Source organism: uncultured Ralstonia sp. (assembly GCA_913056305.1).
In the GTDB taxonomy this organism is placed as follows: domain Bacteria; phylum Pseudomonadota; class Gammaproteobacteria; order Burkholderiales; family Burkholderiaceae; genus Ralstonia.
This window is the reverse complement of the sequence record CAJXMR010000019.1, coordinates 1-20,327: the sequence shown is the minus strand read 5'-3', so window position 1 is coordinate 20,327 and position 20,327 is coordinate 1. Positions and strand designations below refer to the sequence as shown.

Here is a 20,327-nt window from a genome sequence, read left to right as displayed (position 1 = left end):
TCCTCCTGATTCACGCGCCGGTGATTGCGTATCCCGTGGGTACCGGCTCGCGGCGAAGAATAGCATCGCCGGCTGTGGCACAAGCTCAACAATCTAGTAACAGAATGTGTGTGGTGTGACCTGGGGCGGCATGTGGCGCGCAGCGCATCGCGTGCGGCAATGGTGCGTCCAATGACGTGGGATGATGCGGGCTAAGCAGCACACCAACGATGCACAGGCAACCCGAGGCCCACATGCCGACCTATATCGCCCTCCTGCGGGCCGTCAATGTTGGCGGCACCGGCAAACTCCCCATGGCCGAGCTGCGGGCGATGTGCGAGTCGGCCGGCTTCACCAACGTGCGCACGTACATTGCGAGCGGCAATGTCGTCTTCGAGAGCCGGCTTGCCGAAGCATCAGTCAAGGCCCGGCTGGAGCAGTGCCTGCAGACCTATGCCGGCAAGCCGGTGGGCGTGCTGGTGCGCACCGGCGCGGAACTGGCCGCCGTGCTGGAAGCCAATCCGTTCAAGACCACGGCGCCCAACCGAACCGTTGCCATCTTTCTCGACGCACCGCCGCCCGCCGATACCCTGGCGGGTGTGAGCGGCCTGCAGACCGAGGAGATGGCGCTCGGCACGCGGGAGATCTACGTGCACTACGGCGATGGCATGGCGGGCTCGAAGCTGAAGATCCCCGCCGCCAAGGCTGGCACGGCGCGCAACATGAACACCGTGGCCACGCTCGCGGAAATGGCGGCTGCCTAGGGCCGCCCAGCGGCGCAAGGTGCGAAGCGGCCCGTAACTGCCACTGGCATAGGACTTGCGTGATACAGCGCCGTCACCGACTCCAACAACAAGGGGGCGCGCGCATGAAAACCCTTCGGCAGCAGCTTCGGGCCTTGGTGGAGCAGTTTGTCCGCTATGTTGGATTCGGCAGCGGCGCGACGCTGGTGCACTACACCGCGCTCTTCGGTTTGGTGCACGCCCATGTGCCAGCGTGGCGCGCGTCGGTGGCCAGTAACACCATTGGTGCAGTGCTGTATTACGTGATCAGCCGGCGCACGGTGTTTCATCAGGCCACGCGCAGCCACGTCAACGCCATGACACGCTTTGCCGCGGTGGCGGTCATGGCCGTGGCGTGCAATGCCGCCATCATGGCCGTCGCGCTGCGGCTTGGGCTGTACTACCTGGTTGCCCAATTGTCCGCCTCTGCGCTGTCGGCCACGCTCGCCTTTCTCGCGCACCGGTACTGGACCTTCGACGACGGCGGGGCGAGCAGCGTGGCGCAAACGTCGTCGCCCCTCTCAGTGCCGATCTCCGCGCTCAGCGATCCGCTCGAACACTTCGAAGCGCTATCGCTCTGACGCAGAGCGCTGGTTCGGCACGGGGCGCCGCGTTCGCGCACCGACTTCCGGCCCGCGAAACCGCGCTGGGTTTACGGAAGGCATCGAACGTGAGAATGTCGATGGGCATGGCATTCCCAGGGCTCGGAGCCCGGCCTTCAACTCGCCCACCCGCACCGGGCTGGCGCCCCACGACCATGATCTGGCTGGCGAATACGATTCTGGTATTGCACGCGCTGCTCGTCCTCTTCATCGTGGGCGGGTTGGTCGCGATCTGGGTGGGCGCCGCGTTCAGGCAAGGCTGGGTGTGCAACCGCGCTTTCCGGCTCACGCACCTGGTGGCGATCGGCATCGTCGCGGCGCTGGCGGCCCTCGACGTGCCGTGCCCGCTCACCGTCCTGGAAGATTGGCTGCGCACCGGCGCGGCCGGCCCACAAGGCTTCGTGCAACGCTGGGTGAGCGCCTGGCTGTACTACGACTTGCCGACCTGGGTGTTCGCCATCGCCTATGTGGCGTTTTTGCTGGTGGTGGTGGTCACCTGGTGGCGCATTCCGCCGCGCGCATGAGCGGGGGCGCCGCCAGATGCCCCAAGCGTTTGCAGCACGTCCGCCGGGCCGGCGGCGCCCGCTGCGCAGTGGTTCAAGGCTTGTAGGCAATGGCCTCGATTTCGATCTTGGTGCCGACCATGTTCTTCCCCTGAAGGGTCGAACGTGCTGGCTTGTTCTCCGGGAAGAATTCTCCGTACACGCGATTGAAGGCATCAAAATCGCGCGCGTCTTCCAGCCAGACCGTTGTCTTCACCACGTCCGCCAGTGCGCAACCCGCCAAAGCGAGAACATGCGCGACGTTCGTCAGCGTCTGACGGGTGTGCGCCTCGATGTCGCCGTCGATGATGCTGCCGTCTTCACCTCGGGCGACCTGACCGGAGACAAACACAAAGTCGCCAGCCTTCGTCGCCAGCGAGCGTGGCAGGGTGCGCGTGCCCGGATTGCTCTCTGCAAAATACTCGATCGACATTTCAGCCACCTCAGCAAACCGGCGAGCCCCTGCGACTGCCGTTGATCAAGCGGCGCCTCGCTGGACAAGCCCGCGCCACCGTTTCCCTACGCCCTGCCCTGCAACCCGACCGCTTCCTTCGACATCCAGCTACAGCCACAGGCCGTCGCCGGGAGGAACGATCATGGCAATTGGATCGGCTTGCCATGCGGCGTGCGCCGGGCGGCCTCGTCCCATGCCTGCCGGCGTTGCTGCAATAGATCGCCGGTCACCCATGCCTTTTCGGTGGCAAGGCGTTCGAGCGCAGTCAGCCAGTGGTCGTAGTAGGTATCGCCATGATCCGGATCGCCAGCGGCCTGCGCGTCGCGAATGGCCGCCCCCAAATGCGCCGCCCATTCGCTCCAGGTAAACAGCCCGCGCTCATGCAGGGCAAGTGTCATGGCGAAGACCGCCGCCTGCCATGGCGCGCCGAACACCGGTGCGGCACCGTCGCCGGGCGCTTGCAGTGCGGGCATGCAGGGCTTGCGCGCAGGCGTGTCGGGCGCGGTCATCTCAGGGTGCTCCACCGTTTGCGAAGTCGAGATACGGCTCCCAGCAGTCGACGCACACCGCAGACGCCGTCGTATCCGCCCCCCACAGCTCGGCGGCCTCAAAGCGTACGGTATAGAGCCAATGCGGCTGTTCACCCTGACCGATCGCATGGGTGTCCGGGAAGACGTGCGCGCCATGCACCTTGATGATCTGCCCGCGCTTACCCCGGCAGTAACGCGGCAGGCGAGTGTGCGTGCGCGGGTGCAACTGACGGGTCAGGACCAAGTCGCCCACCGCAAAGCGCGCCGCGGCGGGCGCCGGGCGTTCGACCGGACTGCCGCGCGCCATCGCGGCCGGCACCTGATCGGCGCTCAGCACGCGTGGCACCGGCATGGCCGCCGTGCGCGACACCCCGGCTTCGATCTCTTCGGCCGTGGCCAGGCCAGCGCCGATCAGCAGGGTCTTGAGACCCGCGAACCAGATCTCGTAATAGCTGCTGGCCAGGTATTGCGCGGGTGGCAGGCTCTCGCGTGCGGCACGCGACATGTCGATGTTCCACTTGCCGGTGGCCCCCATGGCAAGCGTGAGGGCGAGCACACGGCGTTCCCAATCGGCATGGAAACGCGGCTCGTCCGGTTCTGGCCGGACGGGGCCGAACGCCTGCATGCCGCCCAGGTCTTGTGCACCGTTCATGTGCCCTCCTGCGGCCGTTCGCCCGGTGTGCTCGGCAAGCCAGTGCCGATCATGGCGTCGCGCGTGACGAGCTTGGCGAGCGCGTCTTCGCTCAAGCCATCGGTGCCGGCGGGGCGCATCGGCAACACCAGATAACGGACCTCGGCGGTGGAATCCCACACGCGGATGTCCACCCCGGGCGGCAGTTCGACGCCGAATTCCTGGAGGACGCCACGCGGGTCGATGACAGCACGGGACCGGTACGGCGCCGACTTGTACCAGACCGGCGGCAGCCCGAGCACCGTCCACGGGTAGCACGAGCACAACGTGCAAACCACCATGTTGTGGACGGCCGGCGTGTTTTCCAACGCCACCATGTGCTCGCCTTGCCGGCCGGTGTAGCCGAGCGACGCAATCGCCGCCGTGGCATCGTCAAGCAGCCACTGCCGATACGCCGCATCGCTCCAGGCCCTGGCGACCACGCGTGCGCCGTTGTGCGGCCCGACCTTGTGTTCGTACGTTTCGATCAACACGTCCAGCGCGGCGGGGTCGACGTAGCCCTTCTCCACCAGCAGCGATTCCAGCGCGCGCACGCGCAAGTCCATCGCCGACAACGTGCTGCCCTCGTGATGGTGGTGGCCGTCGTCCGGATGCTGCGCGCCCCCGAACACATGCGGATCGTCGTGACTCATCGCAGCTCGCCTGGAAAGGATGCGAAACGAAAGCAGTATGGTTGGCGGTCTGGATGAAGGCAAGGACGCCGGGTGGCGCCCCAATGCAACTACGCCGCAAACCACCGCCCCCGATTAGCATCGAGCACAAACGCCAGGCAACCGTTGGCAGCCAGCGGCCGGCTGAAGAAGTAGCCCTGGAACCGATCGCAGCCCAGGGCGGAAAGACGCTGGAGCTGCTGCGCATTCTCGACCCCCTCCACCACGGTGGACAGATTGAGCGTGCGGCTGAGATTGGCAATGCTCCGGACGATGTGCTCGTTGACGCTGCCGGCACCGACATCCGCCAGGGAGCGATCGATCTTGACCGTGTCCAGCGGCAGTTCGCGCAGATAGTGCAGCGAGGTGTGCCCCATCCCGAAATCGTCCAGCGCCACCTTGACCCCTGCCTCGCGAAGCCGTTTCAGGTTGTCGACCGTGTGCGTGTCCGGCAGCAGCATCGTCGACTCCGTGATCTCGAGTTCGAGCACCGAAGGCGGCAGCTGCTCGCGCTGCAGAATGTCGATCACCTTCCGATGGAACGCCTGGTCCTGCAGCTGCCGGGGGGAGAGATTGACGGCAATCATGAAGTCATCCGGCACGACGCCGCGCCAAAGGCCCCGTTGCCGGCAGGCGAGCGACAGGATATGCAGGCCGAGACGATCGCTCAGGTCAATGTCATCCGCCAGCGTCACGACGATGGGCGGGGCCACGCGCCCCAGCACCGGATGCTGCCAGCGCAACAGTGCCTCGGCGCCGAAGACGCGCCCGGTCTGGCAATCCACCTGCGGCTGGAATTCGAGGAAGATCTGCCCCTCCTCCGTCTTGACCGCATCTTCAAGATCGCTCGCCAGCGCCACCGCCATCCGACCCTCGTCGCCCGGGAGGTCGAGGCACCGTTTTGCCTTCAGGCTCGCCTCTGGCGACTCCGCGATATGGAGAAGGGACGCGAGCACGTCCTGGCTTTTGCGCCTGGAAAGTTGTTCGGCCATGCGGACGAACGGGACGTAGATTGCCGCCCCCGCCGCCAGGGCAAGCACCTGCACCACCGTGCCGGCAAACGAGCCCGTGACCGCGTAGCCGCTGAACAGGGCCGGCGTCGTCCAGGCCACGCTATAGCCCGTGTTCGGCATCAGGCCGGCGACGATCGCTCCGTAGGCAATGAGAATCTGCACGACCGGGGCCAGGACGAATGGAACCGCATACACGGGATTCAGCACCAGCGGCAGCCCGAAGAGCAAGGGCTCGTTCACGTTGAACAGCGCCGGCAGCATCACGAAGAGCGCCATCTTGCGTCCGCGCAGGGTGCTGCTCGACAGCAGCAGCGCGAGGATCAGGCTCAGCGTACCGCCGGACCCTCCCATGCGCGCAAACGCCGAGAAAAAGTCGTAGGTGAAGATGAACTGAGGGTGGCCGCCGCTGGCAACCGCGGCCACGTTTGCGTGAGCCGCCGGCTCGAGGACGTGTTGCTGGACGCTGTACAACGCGTTCGGCCCATGGATGCCCAAGAGCCAGAGCGCCTGGGTGGCGGTCTCGTAGCCGAGGCCGAACAGGAGGCTATTGGAGACGTTCGAGGACGGCGCCGCAAGCAGCGCGCTCAATGCCCCGGTCAAATTGGACCAGCCGACCCATACCAGCGCTGCCTTGAGCAGGGCGAACGCCAGGATCGTCAGCATGCCGGCCGGCATCACCGTGAACACGTCACCGACCAGCGGGTCGTTGCTGAGATGATTCGACGGAATGCGCAGGCGGCGGATACCGCAAAGCTTCAGGAAAAGACTGCCGCCAAGCGACGCGACCAGCAGGGCGCCAAACAGCCCCTGGCCCAGCGAGAGCGACGCCATCAGTGTCGCGTCGCCGTTCGGGGCAATCAGCGTAAAAAAGCACGACACCACCACCGCCGCCGCCACCGTGGGATTGACAACGCGATGACCGGCGCGCTGGTTATGCAGATGCGTCAGGACATCCGCAAAACCATACAAGGCGACGAGCGAGCCGATCCCGAAGGTGCCGGCGAGCAGGCTGTCGCAAAAGGAATCCAGGCGCGTGCCGAAGGCGTCGGTCAACCACCGGTGTATCCCGGCGGTGGGCGGATAACGCAGCAGCAGCGCCAGCGCGCCAATCATGATGAGCGGCAGGGACAGCGCAAGCCCCCGACGAATGGCGATGAAATACGGCCGGCGGTCGACTTGCTCAACGATGGTGAGAAACCTGAGCCAAGGCGCAGGCGCTTGCGTGGTCATAGGGCTCGACCTTCTTTTCGAGGTGGTATCGGCGAATCCCAGGGCTTTCGAAGAACGCGTTTCTTCGGACTACGGCCACGTTAAACGGCAACACCAAGGGACGACTGAAGCGCTTTGTTGAAAGATTGCGTCACCCAAGCCACTTCGCACATGGCAAGATTCGTGCAATACCTAGGGAAAACCCGATGTTTTGCCGCGCGCACGCACCACGGTGAAGCATCGGCACGTGAATGGCGCCGATGCAGTGCACGGCGCATCCTAGGACCGACAGCCAACCCCTCCCATGCCGACTTCCATCAGCGCCCCTCGAGCTTCAAGACTTCCCATGCCCCTCCTTCAAACCCTCCGGCTGCTGCGCGACCCGCATCGGCGTTATCGCTTTGCGCGAACCATCCATGGCACGCGGGTCGGCCTGGGTGTCCTGCTGTCCATCGCGGTCACGTCGGGGCTCGGCCTGCCGCATGGGGAATGGGCCACCATCTCGCTGCTGATCGTCATCGCCGGGCTGCAGCACCATGGCAACATCCGCAAGCGCGCGGCCGAGCGGGCCTGGGGCACGCTGATCGGCGCGCTGGCCGGCCTGTTGCTCATCGTCCAGCAGACCTGGCTCGGCCACCCGCCGCTGACCTACGCGCTGATGGCCATCGCCTGCAGCATCTGCGCCTATCACGCGATCGGCAAGGGCGGCTATATCGCGCTGCTGGCGGCCATCACGCTGGTGATCGTGGTGGGGCATGGCGACAACAACCTGCTCGACGGCGCCTGGCGCACGCTCAATGTGCTGATCGGGATTGCGATTGCGCTGCTGTTCTCCTTTGCGCTGCCGCTGTACGCCACCTACTCGTGGCGCTACCGGCTGGCCGATGCGCTGCGTGAATGCGCCAAGGCCTATGCGAGCCTCTCGGCGGCGGGCGACCCAACGAGCGACACAACGGGCGATGGGTATCGCACGCACCTCGGCAAGCTGAACACGCTGCTGGTGCAACTGCGTTCGCTCATGCCCTCGGTGTCCAAGGAGATCGACGTGCCGGTTGCGCGGCTTGAACGCATCCAGCGCAGCCTGCGCATCTGCATCAGCACGCTGGAGCTGCTCGACGCGGCACGCGCATCGTCGGGCGAACCGGCCACGCACCCGAGCGCAGATGAATGGTCTGCCATGGAGGACCAACAGACGCGCGACACACTGATCGGCATGGCGCGGGCGCTCAGGTTCGGGACGGTCGCACGCCTGACGCACGAGCGCGCGGCGGACAGCCAACCGGCAAGCCATTTGCCCAGCCCGCTGCCCGCCGACCGCGCCCTGGCGCTGCGCTTCGCCAGCGAGGTCGAGCAACTGCGTGGCGAACTCCTGGCCATTGCCCCGCAATGGAATATCGGCTGAGCGATTCGGCTGACAACGATGGCGCGCGACCGCCTCATCCCATGCACTCGTAGCGCGCCGCCACCGGCGCTCGCGCCAGGATCAGCAAGGCATGGCCCAGCGCGCTGACGCTGCCCATCAGGAGCAGGAGCCACCACCACGTCCACCCGAGCGATTGCCAGCCAAACGGAAGTGCAAAGGTCAGGAGCAATGCGCCGACGGCGACGGCATCATAGAAGTGGGTGGTGCGCGCTTCGATCCAAATCCCATTCACACCCCATCCTCATCCGCCGCAAACCCGCGCAATGCGCGGGCATCTGCAATGGTGACCGCACCATAAGAGAGTTGCACCCACCCCTTCGCCTCGAAGCGCTGCAAAGCGGCATTGACCTGCTTGCGCGAGGCATTGGCCATCGCCCCGACTTCGGCTTGCGACAACGGTACGAACCGCTCGTTTCCGGACGCCAAGCGCTCGAGAACGGCGGCGATCCGTCGGGTGACGTCCCGAATCAGCAGGTCGTACACCAATCGAATGAGCCTGTCGCCATTCAGCACTGAAATTGCCCCGAATTGGCGCGCGGCCTCTGGTGAATCGGCGGCCATTCGGTCCATGTCTTCGAGCGGCAAGTGCAACAGCCAGGCATGGTCGAGGGCACGCACTTCGACACGACGGGGCTGCTTTGTCAGAAAGCAACCTTCGCCGATCCAGGAGCCCGGCTCGCTGATATGAACAAGTCTCGGCGCAGTCTTCATTGGCGCAACGCTGACGGCCACAACCCCGCCAACCAGGCCGTAAATCCCCCCCAGCGGATCTCCCACGCGGTAGACGATCTCTCCCGGCTTCAACTGCACAAGGCGAGCGCTGCGCAAGACCTCGCGCTGCAATTCAGGTGGCTGCAGAGCAAGCCAGCCCGCCTGGGTCAGGATGGCTTCCGCTCTTGCCCGATCGAACGGCCCGGCAGATTGGTGCATGTCGTCGTCGCCTTTGTCCCGATCGGCACAAAGTACATCGGACGAGGTAGGTAGTCTACGCCCGCTCCCACGCGTCAAACATGACGTGACGCGTGGTCATGTGAACCACATTGGGTCCGCACCCGCCTGCGGCCAAGCCCGTTGGCACGGCACACGGGTTCACCTCGCAAGGCAGGCGCCTGGTTTTGGAATCCCTGCCCTACCCGCGCATTGGCAATTCACTCGTTTTAGTAGGCATCTGTAGTCGGTATGGACGTTCGGGCTGAACCGCAATTGATTGACTCGGAGTCCATGCTGCACGCAGGCCCGATGAGCCTGCCCTCACCGGCGGTCTTCAAGTACGAGAACACCGTACTGGGCTGGGCAAAGCCGTTTCCCAGCGGGCTTCGCGCGTGGCGCGATCTGTCCTACGGCCCCGACCCGCAGCATCGTTACGACGTCTTCACCACCCCCAGGCTGGAGAACGCGCCGGTGCTGGTCTTCTGGCACGGCGGAGGTTGGACGCGCGGCTGCAAGGAGGCGGTGTCGTTTCTGGCATCCACGATCACCCGCCTTGGCATGGTGTTGGTCGCGCCAACGCATCGGCTGGCGCCCATGCATCGGCTCCCCGCCGCGTTTGATGACGCGGCCATCTTGCTTGCCCACCTGAGCACACGCGCACATGAATGGGGCGGCGACCCGGATCGCTTTTACCTCGCGGGGCATTCCACCGGGGGCGCCATTGCCGCCATGACCGCCCTGCGCCGATCGACCTTGCAGCTCGTGAAGTTCAACCACAAGGCCGTTCGCGGGTGCTTGCCGATCAGTGGCGTCATGGATCTCCGGCACCCCTGCTCGTTCTGGGATGACACCAAGCAATATGACCCCGCCGTGCTGGTGGAGGAGACGGAGTCCGCCGCCTCGATGAGCGTCCTGAGCTGGGCAACCGCAAACAGCGTTCCGATGTTGCTGAGCTATGGGCAGTACGACGACGCGGGTGTGGCGCGTTCGAACCGGCGCATGTACGCCATCCTCAAGCACACGAGTCTCAACCGGCTGATCTCCTGCCACCGAAACCGAGGCGACGATCATTTTCTGACCCACCTTAGCCTGAACCAGCCCCTCCACCCCTGGTTTTCAAGGCTTGTGCAACTGGTTAGACAAACCTCGGGCTGAGTCATGCCTACGGGGCGGCGCGATCCGCCATCGGCCCCCCCCCCACCCCGCACGCGCCGCCAGTACCTAATTTGCGGCGTTGACATCGGCTACCCCCTTGACTATCAACGGTAGGTGATGATCGGTGGCACGCAACGCGCCCTGACGAGGCGTTGCGGCACCAGAACATACGACAGCCGTACGCGCAATAGAACGAGTGACGCAGTCACCGCCGCTTGAGGGGGGCCATCTTGGCATCGGGATCGCTTGCAGTCCAACCAGGCTTGCTGCTGGGCATGTCGCCAGGGCGTCGGACCTATCAGATAGCGCAGGCGGTTGCCTTGCTGTCATTGGTGGTCTTGCTCTCGGTGGTGCCGTTTGCCAAGGTGCAGCTGGCACAACTTCCGTCGTTTATCCCGACCTATGAGTCGGCGCTCATCCTCAATGACCTGATTACGGCTGTCCTGCTGTTTGGCCAGTTTGCCATCACGCGTTCACGCGCCATGCTGGCACTGGCGAGCGGTTATCTGTTTACGGCCACCGTGGCGGGCGGGCACCTGCTGTCGTTCCCGGGGTTGTTTGCGCCCAGTGGGCTGCTCGGCGCGGGGCCGCAAAGCACGGCCTGGATCTACATGTTCTGGCACGCGGGCTTTCCGCTGTTCGTGATCGCCTATGCCGTGCTCAAAGACCGGGAAGAACAGCAGCCCGATCGCTTCACACCCTACACGCTCACGGGGCGGACCACGCTGCTCACCATTGCCGCCGTGGTGGGCGCGGCGGTTGCGTGCGTGGCGTTGGCCACGGCGGGCGGGCACTGGCTGCCGGCGGTCATGGCCGGCAATGGCTATGCCCCGGCCCAGCCCATCATTGCCGGCGCGGTGTGGGGTTTTTGCGTGGTGGCGCTGGCCGTGCTCTGGCGCAGCAAGCCGCATCTGACCATCGACATCTGGCTGATGGTGGTGCTGTGCGTGTGGATTTGCGATATCGCGCTCAGCGCGCTGTTCAACCATGCGCGCTACGACCTCGGCTTCTATCTGGGGCGCGCCTTTGGGCTGCTGGGGGCGAGCTTCATCCTGTTGCTGCTGCTGATCGAGAACAGTGTCCTGCACTCCCGGCTGGTGGCCGCGCGCACCGAACTCAAGCGGCTCGCGGCCACCGACCCGCTCACCGGTCTGGCCAACCGGCGTGCCTTCGAGTCTGGCCTGAGCGAGGCATGGCAGCGCGGCGCGCATGCCGGGTCTGCGCTGTCTGCGCTGTTGATCGATGTCGATTGCTTCAAGCATTACAACGACCGATACGGCCACCTGCAGGGCGACCAATGCCTGATCGTTGTCGCCGATTGTCTGGCCAGGCACGTACCGCGCGATGGTGACCTGATCGCCCGCTATGGCGGCGCGGCATTCGCTGTCCTGCTGCCGGATGCCGATATGCAGGCAGCGGCGCACGTGGGGCAGCGCTTGTGCGAAGCGGTCGCGGCGCTCGACATTGCGCATGCGGGCTCGGTGGTGGCGGGCCATGTCACCGTGAGCGTGGGCGTGGCGGGCGGCTGGGCGCTGGATGGGGCGTTGCCGCATGTCCTCGTCAAGACGGCGAATGACGCGCTGCTCGCGGCCAAGGCTGGCGGGCGGAACCGGGTGGTTGTGGTGCCGATGCCGCCTCAGTTGATGCGGGGGGTTGTGACGGCGTAAGGCGCTTGTGCAGGCACTTGAACCAATGGCACCATGACGCCATGCAACGCGCACCCACTACCACCCTGTTGATTATTCGCGCCCACCTGCCAACGGGAGGGTAGTGCGTGGCCGTCAGCCATCCAGAACCCGCCCCCGAGGCGGGTTTTTTGTTGCCCGCCGTACCGCCGCTCGGCGCGGGGCGCTGAACCTTGAAGGACATGAACGACCGATGATCAACATTCGACAGGCGCAGTTTCCGGACGACATGTCCGCCGTGCAGGCCATCTTTCGCGAATACGTCGCGAGCCCCAGTGTCAGCCTGGAGTTTCAGGACTATGAAGCCGAGTTTGCGGCGCTGCCCGGCAAATACGCGGCGCCGCGCGGGCGGCTGCTGCTGGCGTGGCAGGCCGGCACCGTGGTCGGGTGCGCGGCGTTTCGGGAGGTGAATGCCGCCACGTGCGAAATGAAGCGCGTCTACGTTCGCCCGGCCGCGCGCGGAGCGCAGCTCGGCCGCCGCCTGGTCGAGCGCCTGCTCGAAGACGCCAAGGCCGCCGGCTATGCGTGCATGTGTCTGGACGTGCTGCCGGAGTTCAAGGCGGCCCAGCAGCTGTATGCGTCGCTGGGTTTTACGCCAGCGCCGGCCGTTACGTTCAATCCGGTTCCTGGGACGCTGTTCCTGGCGCGGGCGTTGTAGGGCGTGGCGCAGGCGGATGACGAACCTGATGCTCCGTGCGTGAAGGTCTGCGCTCGGCGTTCAAACCTCTGCTATTGCCGAGCGCCCCGCTCAAAACATCCCATTGGAATTGGAGCGCGGGATATTCGGGGCGAGCCACGGGGCCGAGTTCTGCGGGTCTCCGACTGGCTGCAGCGTGTCCCAGTGCTCGACCGCCCTTCCGTCGGCGTCCATCCTGTAGATGTCAACGCCAGCGATCCCCGTATCCGCAGGGTCGTCGTTGAACAGATTCAGGAAATTGACGTGCGCGAAAACATAGTCGCCCACGGCGATGATCCTGTGCACGACAACGCGCGCGTTGGCGCGCTCCTTGGTGATCTGGCTGAAGAATTTCCCCAGCGCCTCGGGGCCGTCCGGAATCAGCGGGTTGTGTTGGATGTATCCGGGGCTGATGAACTTGGCCACGGATTCCTCGGACTGCTTCTTGTTGATCACGAGGTCGTAGAAGCCAAGGACGGTGTCTTTGTTGCGAACCGCGCGGCTGTCATTCGGATCGACCAGTTCAAGCATGGTGAAACTCCTCATATGCCAAGTGGATGTGGCCTGCCCGCTGTTTTTTTGTCCGAGCGAATAGAAGCTTAGTGCATCGAAACGCTCCGGCGATGTGAATCGCCCCGGCTTTCCTAGACACCCACGAGCCGTTGGGAATGGCGTTATTTGCCGGCGCCCCCGCCCGCCCGCGCCCGCACCAGAACTGAGCGCACCGCACGCCCACGCACCAGAGCCGTGCAGCCACACCCGCACAAGCGCCCAGAAACCAAGCCTGCCACCGTCGCATGCCCCAGGCATGGAATATGCACAACGGCGTACATCAGGCCAATGACGGCTTGGTATCGGCCCCAGCCGCCTGTAAAGCGGAGGGCCGGAACTCGTGGACAACGGCGTCCGCCTCCGGGGTAGCAGCATTGGCTCGCACCCCGGGCGCGGACGTTTTTCTTTTTTTGACCCCACCCCTTAAGGGAATGCGCGATGGCTTACTTAGCTCCTGCCGAATTTGTCGGCAAGATGGTCGATGCCGGTGAATCCAAGCTCTTGATGTCCACCCGGGACACCCTCATCCGAGCCTATATGGCGGGCGCAATCCTGGCGTTGTCGGCGGTGTTTGCGGTCACGATCAACGTCAATACGGGCAACCCGCTGATCGGCGCGCTGCTGTTCCCGGTCGGGTTCTGCATGCTCTACCTGCTGGGCTTTGACCTGCTGACCGGGGTCTTCACGCTGGCGCCGCTGGCGGTGATCGACCGGCGGCCGGGCGCGACGTGGGGCGGCGTGTTCCGCAACTGGGGGCTGGTGTTCTGCGGCAACTTTGCGGGGTCGCTCACGGTTGCGGTGTTCATGGCCATCATCTTCACGTTTGGCTTTAGCGAGGCCCCGAGCCTGGTCGGCCAGAAGATCGGCCTGATTGGCGAGAGCCGCACCATTGGCTACGCCGCCCACGGCGCGGCGGGCATGCTCACGCTGTTCATCCGCGCGGTCATGTGCAACTGGATGGTGTCCACCGGCGTGGTGGCGGCCATGATGTCGACCTCGGTGTCGGGCAAGGTCATTGCCATGTGGATGCCGATCCTGGTGTTCTTCTACATGGGCTTCGAACACTCGGTCGTGAACATGTACCTGTTCCCGTCCGGCCTGATGCTCGGCGGCAAGTTCACGCTGATGGACTACCTGCTCTGGAATGAACTCCCGACCGTGCTCGGCAACGTGGTCGGTGGCCTGACCTTCGTGGCGGCGGCGCTGTACTCCACCCACTACAAGACCGCACCCAAGCGCGACCCCAAGCGCGCCCTGGCTTGAGGTTGGCGCACGCATGAGCACGCTGCGCGTCTCGGTCGGCCAGCATTCGGTAGCGGGGCGCAAGCACGTCAACCAGGATTTTCATGGCGCGGCGCACCCGGCCGAGCCGCGCCTGAGCACCAAGGGCATTGCCGTGGCGCTGGCGGATGGCATCGGCAGTAGCGCCGTCAGCCAGGTAGCCAGCGCTGCCGCCGTGCGGGGCTTCCTGGACGACTACTACTGCACGGCCGAGACGTGGACCGTGCGGCGGTCGGCACAGTGCGTGCTGGCGGCGCTCAATTCGTGGCTGCACGCGCAGACCCAGCGCAGCGATGCGCGCTTCGACAAGGACCGCGGCTACGTCTGCACCTTCAGCGCCCTGGTCTTCAAGGGCCGCGAGGTGCACCTGCTGCATATCGGGGATTCGCGCATCTACCGGCTGCATCCGCAGGCTTGGGAGCAACTGTCGGAAGACCATCGCGTGCGCGTGTCTTCGGTCGAGTCTTACCTGGGCCGTGCGCTCGGCGTGGGGCCCACCGTGGAGGTCGACTACCGCTGCCTGCGCGCCGAAGCGGGCGAGGTGTACATCCTGGCCACCGACGGCGCCTACGCCTACCTCGACAGCGCAGCCGTGCACCAGGCGCTGGCCGCGCACCCCGATGACCTCAATGCCGCCGCGGCCATGCTGGTGTCCACCGCATTGGCGCGCGGTAGCGAAGACAACATCACCGTGCAACTGATGCGGGTGGATGCGCTGCCCGAGCTCGCCGCGCAAGACCTGCATGCCGAACGCCGCAGCCTGGTCCTGCCACCGCCGTTGCAGCCACGCATGCAGGTGGATGGCTACCTCATCGTGCGCGAGCTGTATGCGAGCGCACGCAGCCACGTGCACCTGGCCGTGGACGAACGCAGCGGCCGCCATGTCGCGCTGAAAACGCCCTCGGTGGATTTGCGCGAAGACCCCGCCTACCTCGACCGCTTTCTGCTGGAAGAATGGGTCGCACGCCGGATCGACCACCCGCATGTGCTCAAGCCCCATGCGGCCGACCACGCGCGGCAGACGCTGCATGTCGCCATGGAATACGTGGACGGCCAGACCCTGGCGCAGTGGATGACCGACCACCCGCGCCCCGATCTCGACACCGTGCGCCGCATCGTCGAACAGATTGCCCAGGGGCTGCAGGCCTTTCACCACCGTGAAATGCTGCACCAGGACGTGCGGCCCGAGAACGTGATGATCGACCACACCGGCACCGTCAAGATCATCGACTTTGCGGCCGTGCACGTGGCCGGCCTGGCCGAAGGCACGCGCACCCCGCACGCGCAGGCGCCGGTGGGTGAATTGCAATATGCCGCGCCGGAATACTTCCTTGGGCTGGGCGGCAGCACCGCTTCCGACCTGTTCTCGCTGGCGGTGATCATGTACCAGATGCTGACCGGGCACCTGCCCTACGGCCTGCAGGTCACGCGCGTACGCACGCCCGATGATCTTCGGCGCCTGCGCTATATCCCTGCGCGTGAGCGGCGGCCCGACTTGCCCGCATGGATCGACGGCGTGCTGCGCCGGGCCTTGCACCCGAGCGGGCGCAAGCGGCAGGAAGCGCTGTCCGAGTTCGTGCAGGACCTGCACACCGCCGGGCGTCAATACCAGAGCCGCCGCGCGGTGCCGCTGCTGGAACGCAATCCGGTGGCCTTCTGGCAGACACTCGCGGTGCTGCTGGCGCTGGCAGTTGTGTTGCTGCTGGGCTTGCGGCTCACGGGGCATTGAGTGCGTAGGGGTTGCTCGTCGGGCGCTGATGCTTGACCCGCCCGCACACAGCATTACGGATACCCCCGATACCCCCACAGATAGGTCCCAGATACCCGCGTTCGGGCTTCTGCGCTCGGCATCCGGAGCTCGGACCTCGGCATTCGGGCTTCCGAACTCGGCGTTCGGGCCTCTGCGCTCGAAGTTTTCGACCTCTGAGCTCCGCATTCGGGGCTCTGGCCTCCGCGCTCCGAGCTCGGACGTCGGCGTTTGGCCCTCCAAGCTCGGCGCTTGGCACTCTGAGCTCGGAATTTTCGACCTTCGAGCTCGGCGTTTGAGTGTTTATGCTCGGCGCTCGGGTCTTTGAGGTCGGCGTTCGAGTGTTTTTGCTCGGCACTCGGGTCTCCGAGATCGGCGTTTGAGTGTTTTTGCTCGGCACTCGGGTCTCTGAGGTCGGCGTTCGAGTGTTTTTGCTCGGCGCTTGGGTCTTTGAGGTCGGCGCTTGAGTGTTTTTGCTCGGCGCTTGGGTCTTTGAGATCGGCGTTCGAGTGTTTTTGCTCGGCGTTTGGGTCTCAGACCCTGGCACGCGACAGTTTTACCCTCGCGATTGGATGTCTGAGGGTCGCCCGCGTCACTTTTTGCTCGGCGTTGCGCACTTGGCTTGTGCGCGTAAGCTGAAGGACGGCCTGAGCCGCCCCAGAAGGCGACATCGACAGCAAGGGTTGAGCCATGACCGAGGACCGAGACAAGAACGCGCCGACCCCGCAGAGGGCGGACGGGAGCGTACACGTCGCGCGAGATAGCGCGCCCACTGGCGCAGAACTGGCGCTTGAGGCGCGGCGCTTCATTTGGATGGCGGCATTGACCCGATGCAGCAGGATGCTGCGCACGGCCATCCGCTCACGCGAGTGGGCCGAGCAAGCCGGCCTGAAGTGGGATTTCGCCGATCAATCCTTCCCCACCCCGGTCGATGGCGCCCTCATCAGCACAAGCCTGGCACAGATGGCTGTCATCACGTTCTTGACCGTGTTCAAGCCGGGCACGGAAGACAAGGGCAACGTGGCCGGAAACCGAGACGCCCCCATCGCAAGCTTTCGTGAAGCGTGCGTTCGGCAGGCATTTCCGGAGGCATCGGATCGTGCGGCTTTCGTTGCGCTGTGTCAGCGGCTGGAGGAAGCCCGTGACTGCCTCTTGGCGCATGCCGATGGCGGCGCTCAAGAGATGGAACATTCGGAGAATCTATCGTCGTTCGGGCCCCAGGATGGCGGTGTTGCACTGGAGGACATCGGGCCCCTCCTGGACTGTGTGGAAAGGCTTCTGAAGGCCGTGCAGATCATGCGGATGCGGCCCGCCGGCCAGGGCAGCCGGTAGCGGCTGGTTTTGGCGCCGGTTTTTTCTTCACGGTTGGTGCCACAGATGCGCGATTCTGCCGGTGCCGTTCTATAGCGCCCCCGCCCGTCTCGGGGTCGCGTTCACTGCTGTTCTTTTATTTCTGCTCGTTCCCGCGCTCCAGCACGCGCAGGATTTCCCACTGGTACAGATCCACCAACACGCCCTCCAGCGCGGCGACGTACCCTCGCTCAGAGATCGCTCAATCGAATGATTTGGCTGTTCACGCCATGGAAGGTGAGTGCGATCAGCCTGCCCTGGTCGATCATCAACCGAGTAATGCGGTGCGCATCCAGGCCAAATCCGTTGTTCTTGAACTCGCCTGGAATGAAGTCCTTGATGTAGCGGTTGAGACGACGGGCGCTGAGGTCATATATCAGCAGATCTCTGCCGTAACCAACATAGAGGGTCTGCTCATGCAGCATGGGTACGGGCACACGTAAGGGCGTCACCGGCAGGCCGAGGAGCGTTTGAACGGCACCAGACGGGAGGCTGACGAGCTTGATCAACTGCCCGCCCAGAGTGCCCTGTCGGATCACGATGTCATTGCCGTCCACGGACACCGGCCACTCTAGCGCGTCGCCCAAACCACGCACGGGCGGCAGAGGTTGCCCGCCGGCACGTGGGTAAAAAACATACCCTGCGTCGCTGTTCACTTCATCGCCCGCAACCAGGTAGTCTCGGGTCGCTGCGAAAAACTTTGCATCTGAAACCATCTTCCTATCAACGGTGACAATGGTTTCATTGCCCGGCTCGCTTTGCACGCAGGCCTTGTCCGGCGTCTCCGTCGATTTCAGCGTGTCCGGATCGAGTTCAGCGCAAGCTTGTTGCTGCGTGAAGTGGCAGCCGCATGCCATGAGCTTGCCTCGCTCGATGTGCAGCAGGCCGATGGATTTGGCCTGGGCGCGCTTGGTGATCCTGAGCGTCGCGCGGTCGACGACGAAAAAGTTTGGCCGCCCTTCCTGTTCGTACTGATACCCCACGGAAGCGTAAATGTGCCGGTCGTCTGCAGCGATGGAACCGATGGCGTCCTGGTATTCCTCGTCGTTGGGCGCAATCTGGATGGATGCCAGCTCGTCGAGCGTGTTGCGGTCGAATACGCCGATGGTTGCGCCGCCACCGCAACGGGTCGTCCGGCACCCATAGCGTCCAACATAAAGCCGGTCACCAGAGAAATGGAACAGCTCCGGAAAAGCGCCAAACTCCAGGTTCTTGGTGGTTGTGTTTGCCAACGGCTCCCCATTTACCAGCACCTGCGCGAAATCGGTTTGCCGCTCGGCTTGGGAGAGCTCCACCACAACCTCGCCACTGACGACTTGCGCCTTGAGGCGCGCCTCATTCAGCGCGTGTGCCACATCCGGATCAGGGTTTGCAGCCTGCACCTTTTCGAGGATCCTCACCGCGTTCGGGCACTCATCCAAGGTCTGGCTCAACCAGAGCCCGTACTGCCTGAGCGCGGGAAACACGGCCGCCGAAACGGATGCGTCCCGAGCAAAGCCTTCGATACCAGCTTGTTTGCAGAGGCCGATTGCGGCATACAGATCCTTCGAGTCCGCCAATTGCGCCTCGGCCTGCCGGCACTGCTGCACGACCCTCGCCTCCTGCCATGCGCCATTGCGAAGCGCATCTGCGTTGATCCGATACGTCTCCATGTGCCAACTGGCAGTGTTGCCCGTGGAAACCGGCGAGCCCGCAGCCAGCAGGATGTCTCCCTTGATGGCGATGGTCGAGGCGGAGATTGGCAAACGTGCGACCTCCTTACCTGTGCCCATGTCGAAAACGACGACGCCACCATCGGCACCGGTGGACTTGTCAGTTGCGGTGGTGAATATCAGTCCGCCATGCAGCGCCATGGAATAGAAGTGCGCATACCTGGGGATGCTCTGCACGATGGAAAACGACTTCAGGTCCACGACATGCATCTCGCCGCAATTCGCGGTCAGCACGGCGTTGTCATTGTCGGCTTGCTCCACGGAGAGTTCGCAGTTGGCGTTGATCTTTTCCAATGGCGGCGGGATCTGGATGCGCCCGAGTTCTCGAAGCTGGTGATCGAAGACCATCAGATCGTTCTTGCCGCTTGCCGAGGTAGCTGTATAGATGCGGTCGCCCCGGGAGCCGATCAGGCGAAAGCCTGGCACCGTGGTTTCCTGGATGAGCTTGAGTGAGGGTAGGGCCAGGATAGCGACCGCCTGTTGAAAGGTGTAGGCCCCCGTCTGCCCCTGAAACAACACCAATCTGTTCCCTTGGATGAATGCACCCAGAACTGGATTGGCGAGACGTATCTTGCCCAGCACTGCACCGGTTTTCCGGTTGATCACCTCAATCGGGAAGGATGCGGGATATGGTGTGTGGAGCACGATGTACCGGGCATCTTGGGCGATCAATGCCGGGTCTGTCTTCCCAGATACCAAGTTGGTCCAGTGCCCATTCGTAAAGTCGAATTGGACAATGCTTCTTGTATTGCCGTTGTCGTCGTAGTGCGAATAGACGAGATCGCCGTCGATCGGGCGGATCAACTCTGGAAAGCCCTTTCCGATCGGCGCGGGGTGGTTCGCCAGGGTGTTGGCCTGCACGAACGGCGCTTCGCCGGCGTGCAGCGCAGGCGCGGACACAAGGTGCGAGATACGAGCAGCGTAGGCTGTTGCCAGGCAAGCTTCATCGGCGCAATGATCACGTGCGGTCTTGATCCAGAGGCGCTGCGCTGTGATCAATCGCTGCTGTTGGTCTTTCGAAGCGGCACTTCGAGCGGCTCCGAAGGCCGACGCCAGTTTCTCGTCCAGCGCCGAAAGGCTCGGGCTGGCGCAGATGAGCTTTTCCGCCCTGGATTCCGCCTGTGCGCAATCGAAACTGGCTGCATGCGCGGCAACGATTGCCAGGCTCCCCCATATTGCCGCCAGCACCCGCTTCATGTTCCCCCCGCGTCAATGTAGAAGCACGTTGTTGCACACTCGTGTGCCGGATGATGCCGCAAATGTAGGGGGCTTAGTGCAGTCTCCTGCGCCTGGGGGGGATGGCGCCCCCGCCCGTCTCGGGGTCGCGTTCACTGCTGTTCTTTTATTTCTGCTCGTTCCCGCGC

General features: G+C 64.4%; 19 protein-coding genes. 10 read left to right on the top strand and 9 right to left on the bottom strand.

All coding sequences use genetic code 11. The annotated features are described in order from the left end of the window. The first annotated feature begins 233 nt into the window (after nt 1-233). The 3 genes from QZ609_RS05530 to QZ609_RS05520 all read left to right on the top strand — a co-directional run bounded on the left by QZ609_RS05530 (nt 234) and on the right by QZ609_RS05520 (nt 1,887). Complete coding sequence (locus QZ609_RS05530) at nt 234-743, top strand: DUF1697 domain-containing protein (protein WP_295492060.1); 510 nt, start codon at nt 234-236, stop codon at nt 741-743. A 104-nt stretch (nt 744-847) separates the two neighbouring features. Beyond that, complete coding sequence (locus QZ609_RS05525; protein ID WP_295492058.1) at nt 848-1,342, top strand: GtrA family protein; 495 nt, start codon at nt 848-850, stop codon at nt 1,340-1,342. A gap of 176 nt (nt 1,343-1,518) precedes the next feature. Further along, complete coding sequence (locus tag QZ609_RS05520; RefSeq protein WP_295492056.1) at nt 1,519-1,887, top strand: DUF2784 domain-containing protein; 369 nt, start codon at nt 1,519-1,521, stop codon at nt 1,885-1,887. A gap of 73 nt (nt 1,888-1,960) precedes the next feature. Here QZ609_RS05520 and QZ609_RS05515 read toward each other — a convergent pair whose 3' ends face one another. The 5 genes from QZ609_RS05515 to QZ609_RS05495 all read right to left on the bottom strand — a co-directional run bounded on the left by QZ609_RS05515 (nt 1,961) and on the right by QZ609_RS05495 (nt 6,473). After that, nucleotides 1,961-2,338 (bottom strand): RidA family protein, encoded by a 378-nt coding sequence (locus tag QZ609_RS05515; RefSeq protein ID WP_295492055.1) that lies wholly within the window; start codon nt 2,336-2,338, stop codon nt 1,961-1,963. Nucleotides 2,339-2,499: 161 nt separating this feature from the next. Continuing rightward, the gene (locus tag QZ609_RS05510; protein WP_295492053.1) at nt 2,500-2,868 is read right to left on the bottom strand and encodes a nitrile hydratase accessory protein; all 369 of its coding nucleotides are present in this window, start codon (nt 2,866-2,868) and stop codon (nt 2,500-2,502) included. 1 nt (nt 2,869) lies between these two features. Further along, on the bottom strand, nt 2,870-3,541 hold the full coding sequence (gene nthB / locus QZ609_RS05505) for a nitrile hydratase subunit beta (protein WP_295492051.1): 672 nt from the start codon (nt 3,539-3,541) through the stop codon (nt 2,870-2,872). Beyond that, on the bottom strand, nt 3,538-4,212 hold the full coding sequence (gene nthA / locus QZ609_RS05500; protein WP_295492049.1) for a nitrile hydratase subunit alpha: 675 nt from the start codon (nt 4,210-4,212) through the stop codon (nt 3,538-3,540). The genes nthB and nthA overlap by 4 nt, the downstream gene beginning before the upstream one ends. Nucleotides 4,213-4,301: 89 nt before the next feature. Next, nucleotides 4,302-6,473, bottom strand: coding sequence for an EAL domain-containing protein (locus tag QZ609_RS05495; RefSeq protein WP_295492047.1), 2,172 nt, complete (start codon nt 6,471-6,473; stop codon nt 4,302-4,304). Nucleotides 6,474-6,756: 283 nt separating this feature from the next. Between QZ609_RS05495 and QZ609_RS05490 the strand changes: the two genes are divergently transcribed. Next, nucleotides 6,757-7,854: an FUSC family protein gene (locus tag QZ609_RS05490; protein WP_295492045.1), complete on the top strand. Its 1,098-nt coding sequence runs from the start codon at nt 6,757-6,759 to the stop codon at nt 7,852-7,854. Between the two features lie 34 nt (nt 7,855-7,888). Here the strand turns inward: QZ609_RS05490 and QZ609_RS05485 are convergent, their stop codons facing one another. Continuing rightward, nucleotides 7,889-8,107: a hypothetical protein gene (locus tag QZ609_RS05485; protein WP_295492043.1), complete on the bottom strand. Its 219-nt coding sequence runs from the start codon at nt 8,105-8,107 to the stop codon at nt 7,889-7,891. Continuing rightward, the gene (locus QZ609_RS05480) at nt 8,104-8,805 is read right to left on the bottom strand and encodes a Crp/Fnr family transcriptional regulator (RefSeq protein WP_295492041.1); all 702 of its coding nucleotides are present in this window, start codon (nt 8,803-8,805) and stop codon (nt 8,104-8,106) included. Before QZ609_RS05480 ends, QZ609_RS05485 begins: the two co-directional genes overlap by 4 nt. A 291-nt stretch (nt 8,806-9,096) precedes the next feature. Between QZ609_RS05480 and QZ609_RS05475 the strand changes: the two genes are divergently transcribed. The 3 genes from QZ609_RS05475 to QZ609_RS05465 all read left to right on the top strand — a co-directional run bounded on the left by QZ609_RS05475 (nt 9,097) and on the right by QZ609_RS05465 (nt 12,303). Further along, nucleotides 9,097-9,960, top strand: coding sequence for an alpha/beta hydrolase fold domain-containing protein (locus QZ609_RS05475; protein WP_295492039.1), 864 nt, complete (start codon nt 9,097-9,099; stop codon nt 9,958-9,960). 320 nt (nt 9,961-10,280) lie between these two features. After that, the gene (locus QZ609_RS05470; RefSeq protein ID WP_295492036.1) at nt 10,281-11,627 is read left to right on the top strand and encodes a GGDEF domain-containing protein; all 1,347 of its coding nucleotides are present in this window, start codon (nt 10,281-10,283) and stop codon (nt 11,625-11,627) included. Nucleotides 11,628-11,838: 211 nt separating this feature from the next. Next, nucleotides 11,839-12,303, top strand: coding sequence for a GNAT family N-acetyltransferase (locus QZ609_RS05465; protein ID WP_295492034.1), 465 nt, complete (start codon nt 11,839-11,841; stop codon nt 12,301-12,303). Between the two features lie 90 nt (nt 12,304-12,393). Here the strand turns inward: QZ609_RS05465 and QZ609_RS05460 are convergent, their stop codons facing one another. After that, nucleotides 12,394-12,852, bottom strand: a complete 459-nt coding sequence (locus QZ609_RS05460) for a nuclear transport factor 2 family protein (protein ID WP_295492032.1) — start codon at nt 12,850-12,852, stop codon at nt 12,394-12,396. A gap of 459 nt (nt 12,853-13,311) precedes the next feature. Here QZ609_RS05460 and QZ609_RS05455 point away from each other — a divergent pair, with 459 nt between their 5' ends. The 3 genes from QZ609_RS05455 to QZ609_RS05445 all read left to right on the top strand — a co-directional run bounded on the left by QZ609_RS05455 (nt 13,312) and on the right by QZ609_RS05445 (nt 17,233). Next, nucleotides 13,312-14,136 carry a formate/nitrite transporter family protein gene (locus QZ609_RS05455; protein ID WP_295492030.1) on the top strand — a complete coding sequence of 275 codons (825 nt, stop codon included), beginning with the start codon at nt 13,312-13,314 and terminating at the stop codon, nt 14,134-14,136. Nucleotides 14,137-14,149: 13 nt separating this feature from the next. Continuing rightward, the gene (locus QZ609_RS05450; protein ID WP_295492028.1) at nt 14,150-15,883 is read left to right on the top strand and encodes a bifunctional protein-serine/threonine kinase/phosphatase; all 1,734 of its coding nucleotides are present in this window, start codon (nt 14,150-14,152) and stop codon (nt 15,881-15,883) included. A 708-nt stretch (nt 15,884-16,591) separates the two neighbouring features. Continuing rightward, entirely contained in the window at nt 16,592-17,233 is a 642-nt protein-coding gene (locus QZ609_RS05445; protein WP_295492026.1) for a hypothetical protein, read from the top strand. A gap of 209 nt (nt 17,234-17,442) precedes the next feature. Here QZ609_RS05445 and QZ609_RS05440 read toward each other — a convergent pair whose 3' ends face one another. Further along, on the bottom strand, nt 17,443-20,160 hold the full coding sequence (locus QZ609_RS05440) for a lysozyme inhibitor LprI family protein (protein WP_295492024.1): 2,718 nt from the start codon (nt 20,158-20,160) through the stop codon (nt 17,443-17,445). Between the last annotated feature and the right edge of the window lie 167 nt (nt 20,161-20,327).

Coding starts and splice junctions, on each gene's coding strand:
- QZ609_RS05530 (WP_295492060.1), top strand. CDS start 234: ATGCCGACCTATATCGCCCTCCTGCGGGCCGTCAATGTTGGCGGCACC.
- QZ609_RS05525 (WP_295492058.1), top strand. CDS start 848: ATGAAAACCCTTCGGCAGCAGCTTCGGGCCTTGGTGGAGCAGTTTGTC.
- QZ609_RS05520 (WP_295492056.1), top strand. CDS start 1,519: ATGATCTGGCTGGCGAATACGATTCTGGTATTGCACGCGCTGCTCGTC.
- QZ609_RS05515 (WP_295492055.1), bottom strand. CDS start 2,338: ATGTCGATCGAGTATTTTGCAGAGAGCAATCCGGGCACGCGCACCCTG.
- QZ609_RS05510 (WP_295492053.1), bottom strand. CDS start 2,868: ATGACCGCGCCCGACACGCCTGCGCGCAAGCCCTGCATGCCCGCACTG.
- nthB (WP_295492051.1), bottom strand. CDS start 3,541: ATGAACGGTGCACAAGACCTGGGCGGCATGCAGGCGTTCGGCCCCGTC.
- nthA (WP_295492049.1), bottom strand. CDS start 4,212: ATGAGTCACGACGATCCGCATGTGTTCGGGGGCGCGCAGCATCCGGAC.
- QZ609_RS05495 (WP_295492047.1), bottom strand. CDS start 6,473: ATGACCACGCAAGCGCCTGCGCCTTGGCTCAGGTTTCTCACCATCGTT.
- QZ609_RS05490 (WP_295492045.1), top strand. CDS start 6,757: ATGCCGACTTCCATCAGCGCCCCTCGAGCTTCAAGACTTCCCATGCCC.
- QZ609_RS05480 (WP_295492041.1), bottom strand. CDS start 8,805: ATGCACCAATCTGCCGGGCCGTTCGATCGGGCAAGAGCGGAAGCCATC.
- QZ609_RS05475 (WP_295492039.1), top strand. CDS start 9,097: ATGCTGCACGCAGGCCCGATGAGCCTGCCCTCACCGGCGGTCTTCAAG.
- QZ609_RS05465 (WP_295492034.1), top strand. CDS start 11,839: ATGATCAACATTCGACAGGCGCAGTTTCCGGACGACATGTCCGCCGTG.
- QZ609_RS05460 (WP_295492032.1), bottom strand. CDS start 12,852: ATGCTTGAACTGGTCGATCCGAATGACAGCCGCGCGGTTCGCAACAAA.
- QZ609_RS05455 (WP_295492030.1), top strand. CDS start 13,312: ATGGCTTACTTAGCTCCTGCCGAATTTGTCGGCAAGATGGTCGATGCC.
- QZ609_RS05450 (WP_295492028.1), top strand. CDS start 14,150: ATGAGCACGCTGCGCGTCTCGGTCGGCCAGCATTCGGTAGCGGGGCGC.
- QZ609_RS05445 (WP_295492026.1), top strand. CDS start 16,592: ATGACCGAGGACCGAGACAAGAACGCGCCGACCCCGCAGAGGGCGGAC.
- QZ609_RS05440 (WP_295492024.1), bottom strand. CDS start 20,160: ATGAAGCGGGTGCTGGCGGCAATATGGGGGAGCCTGGCAATCGTTGCC.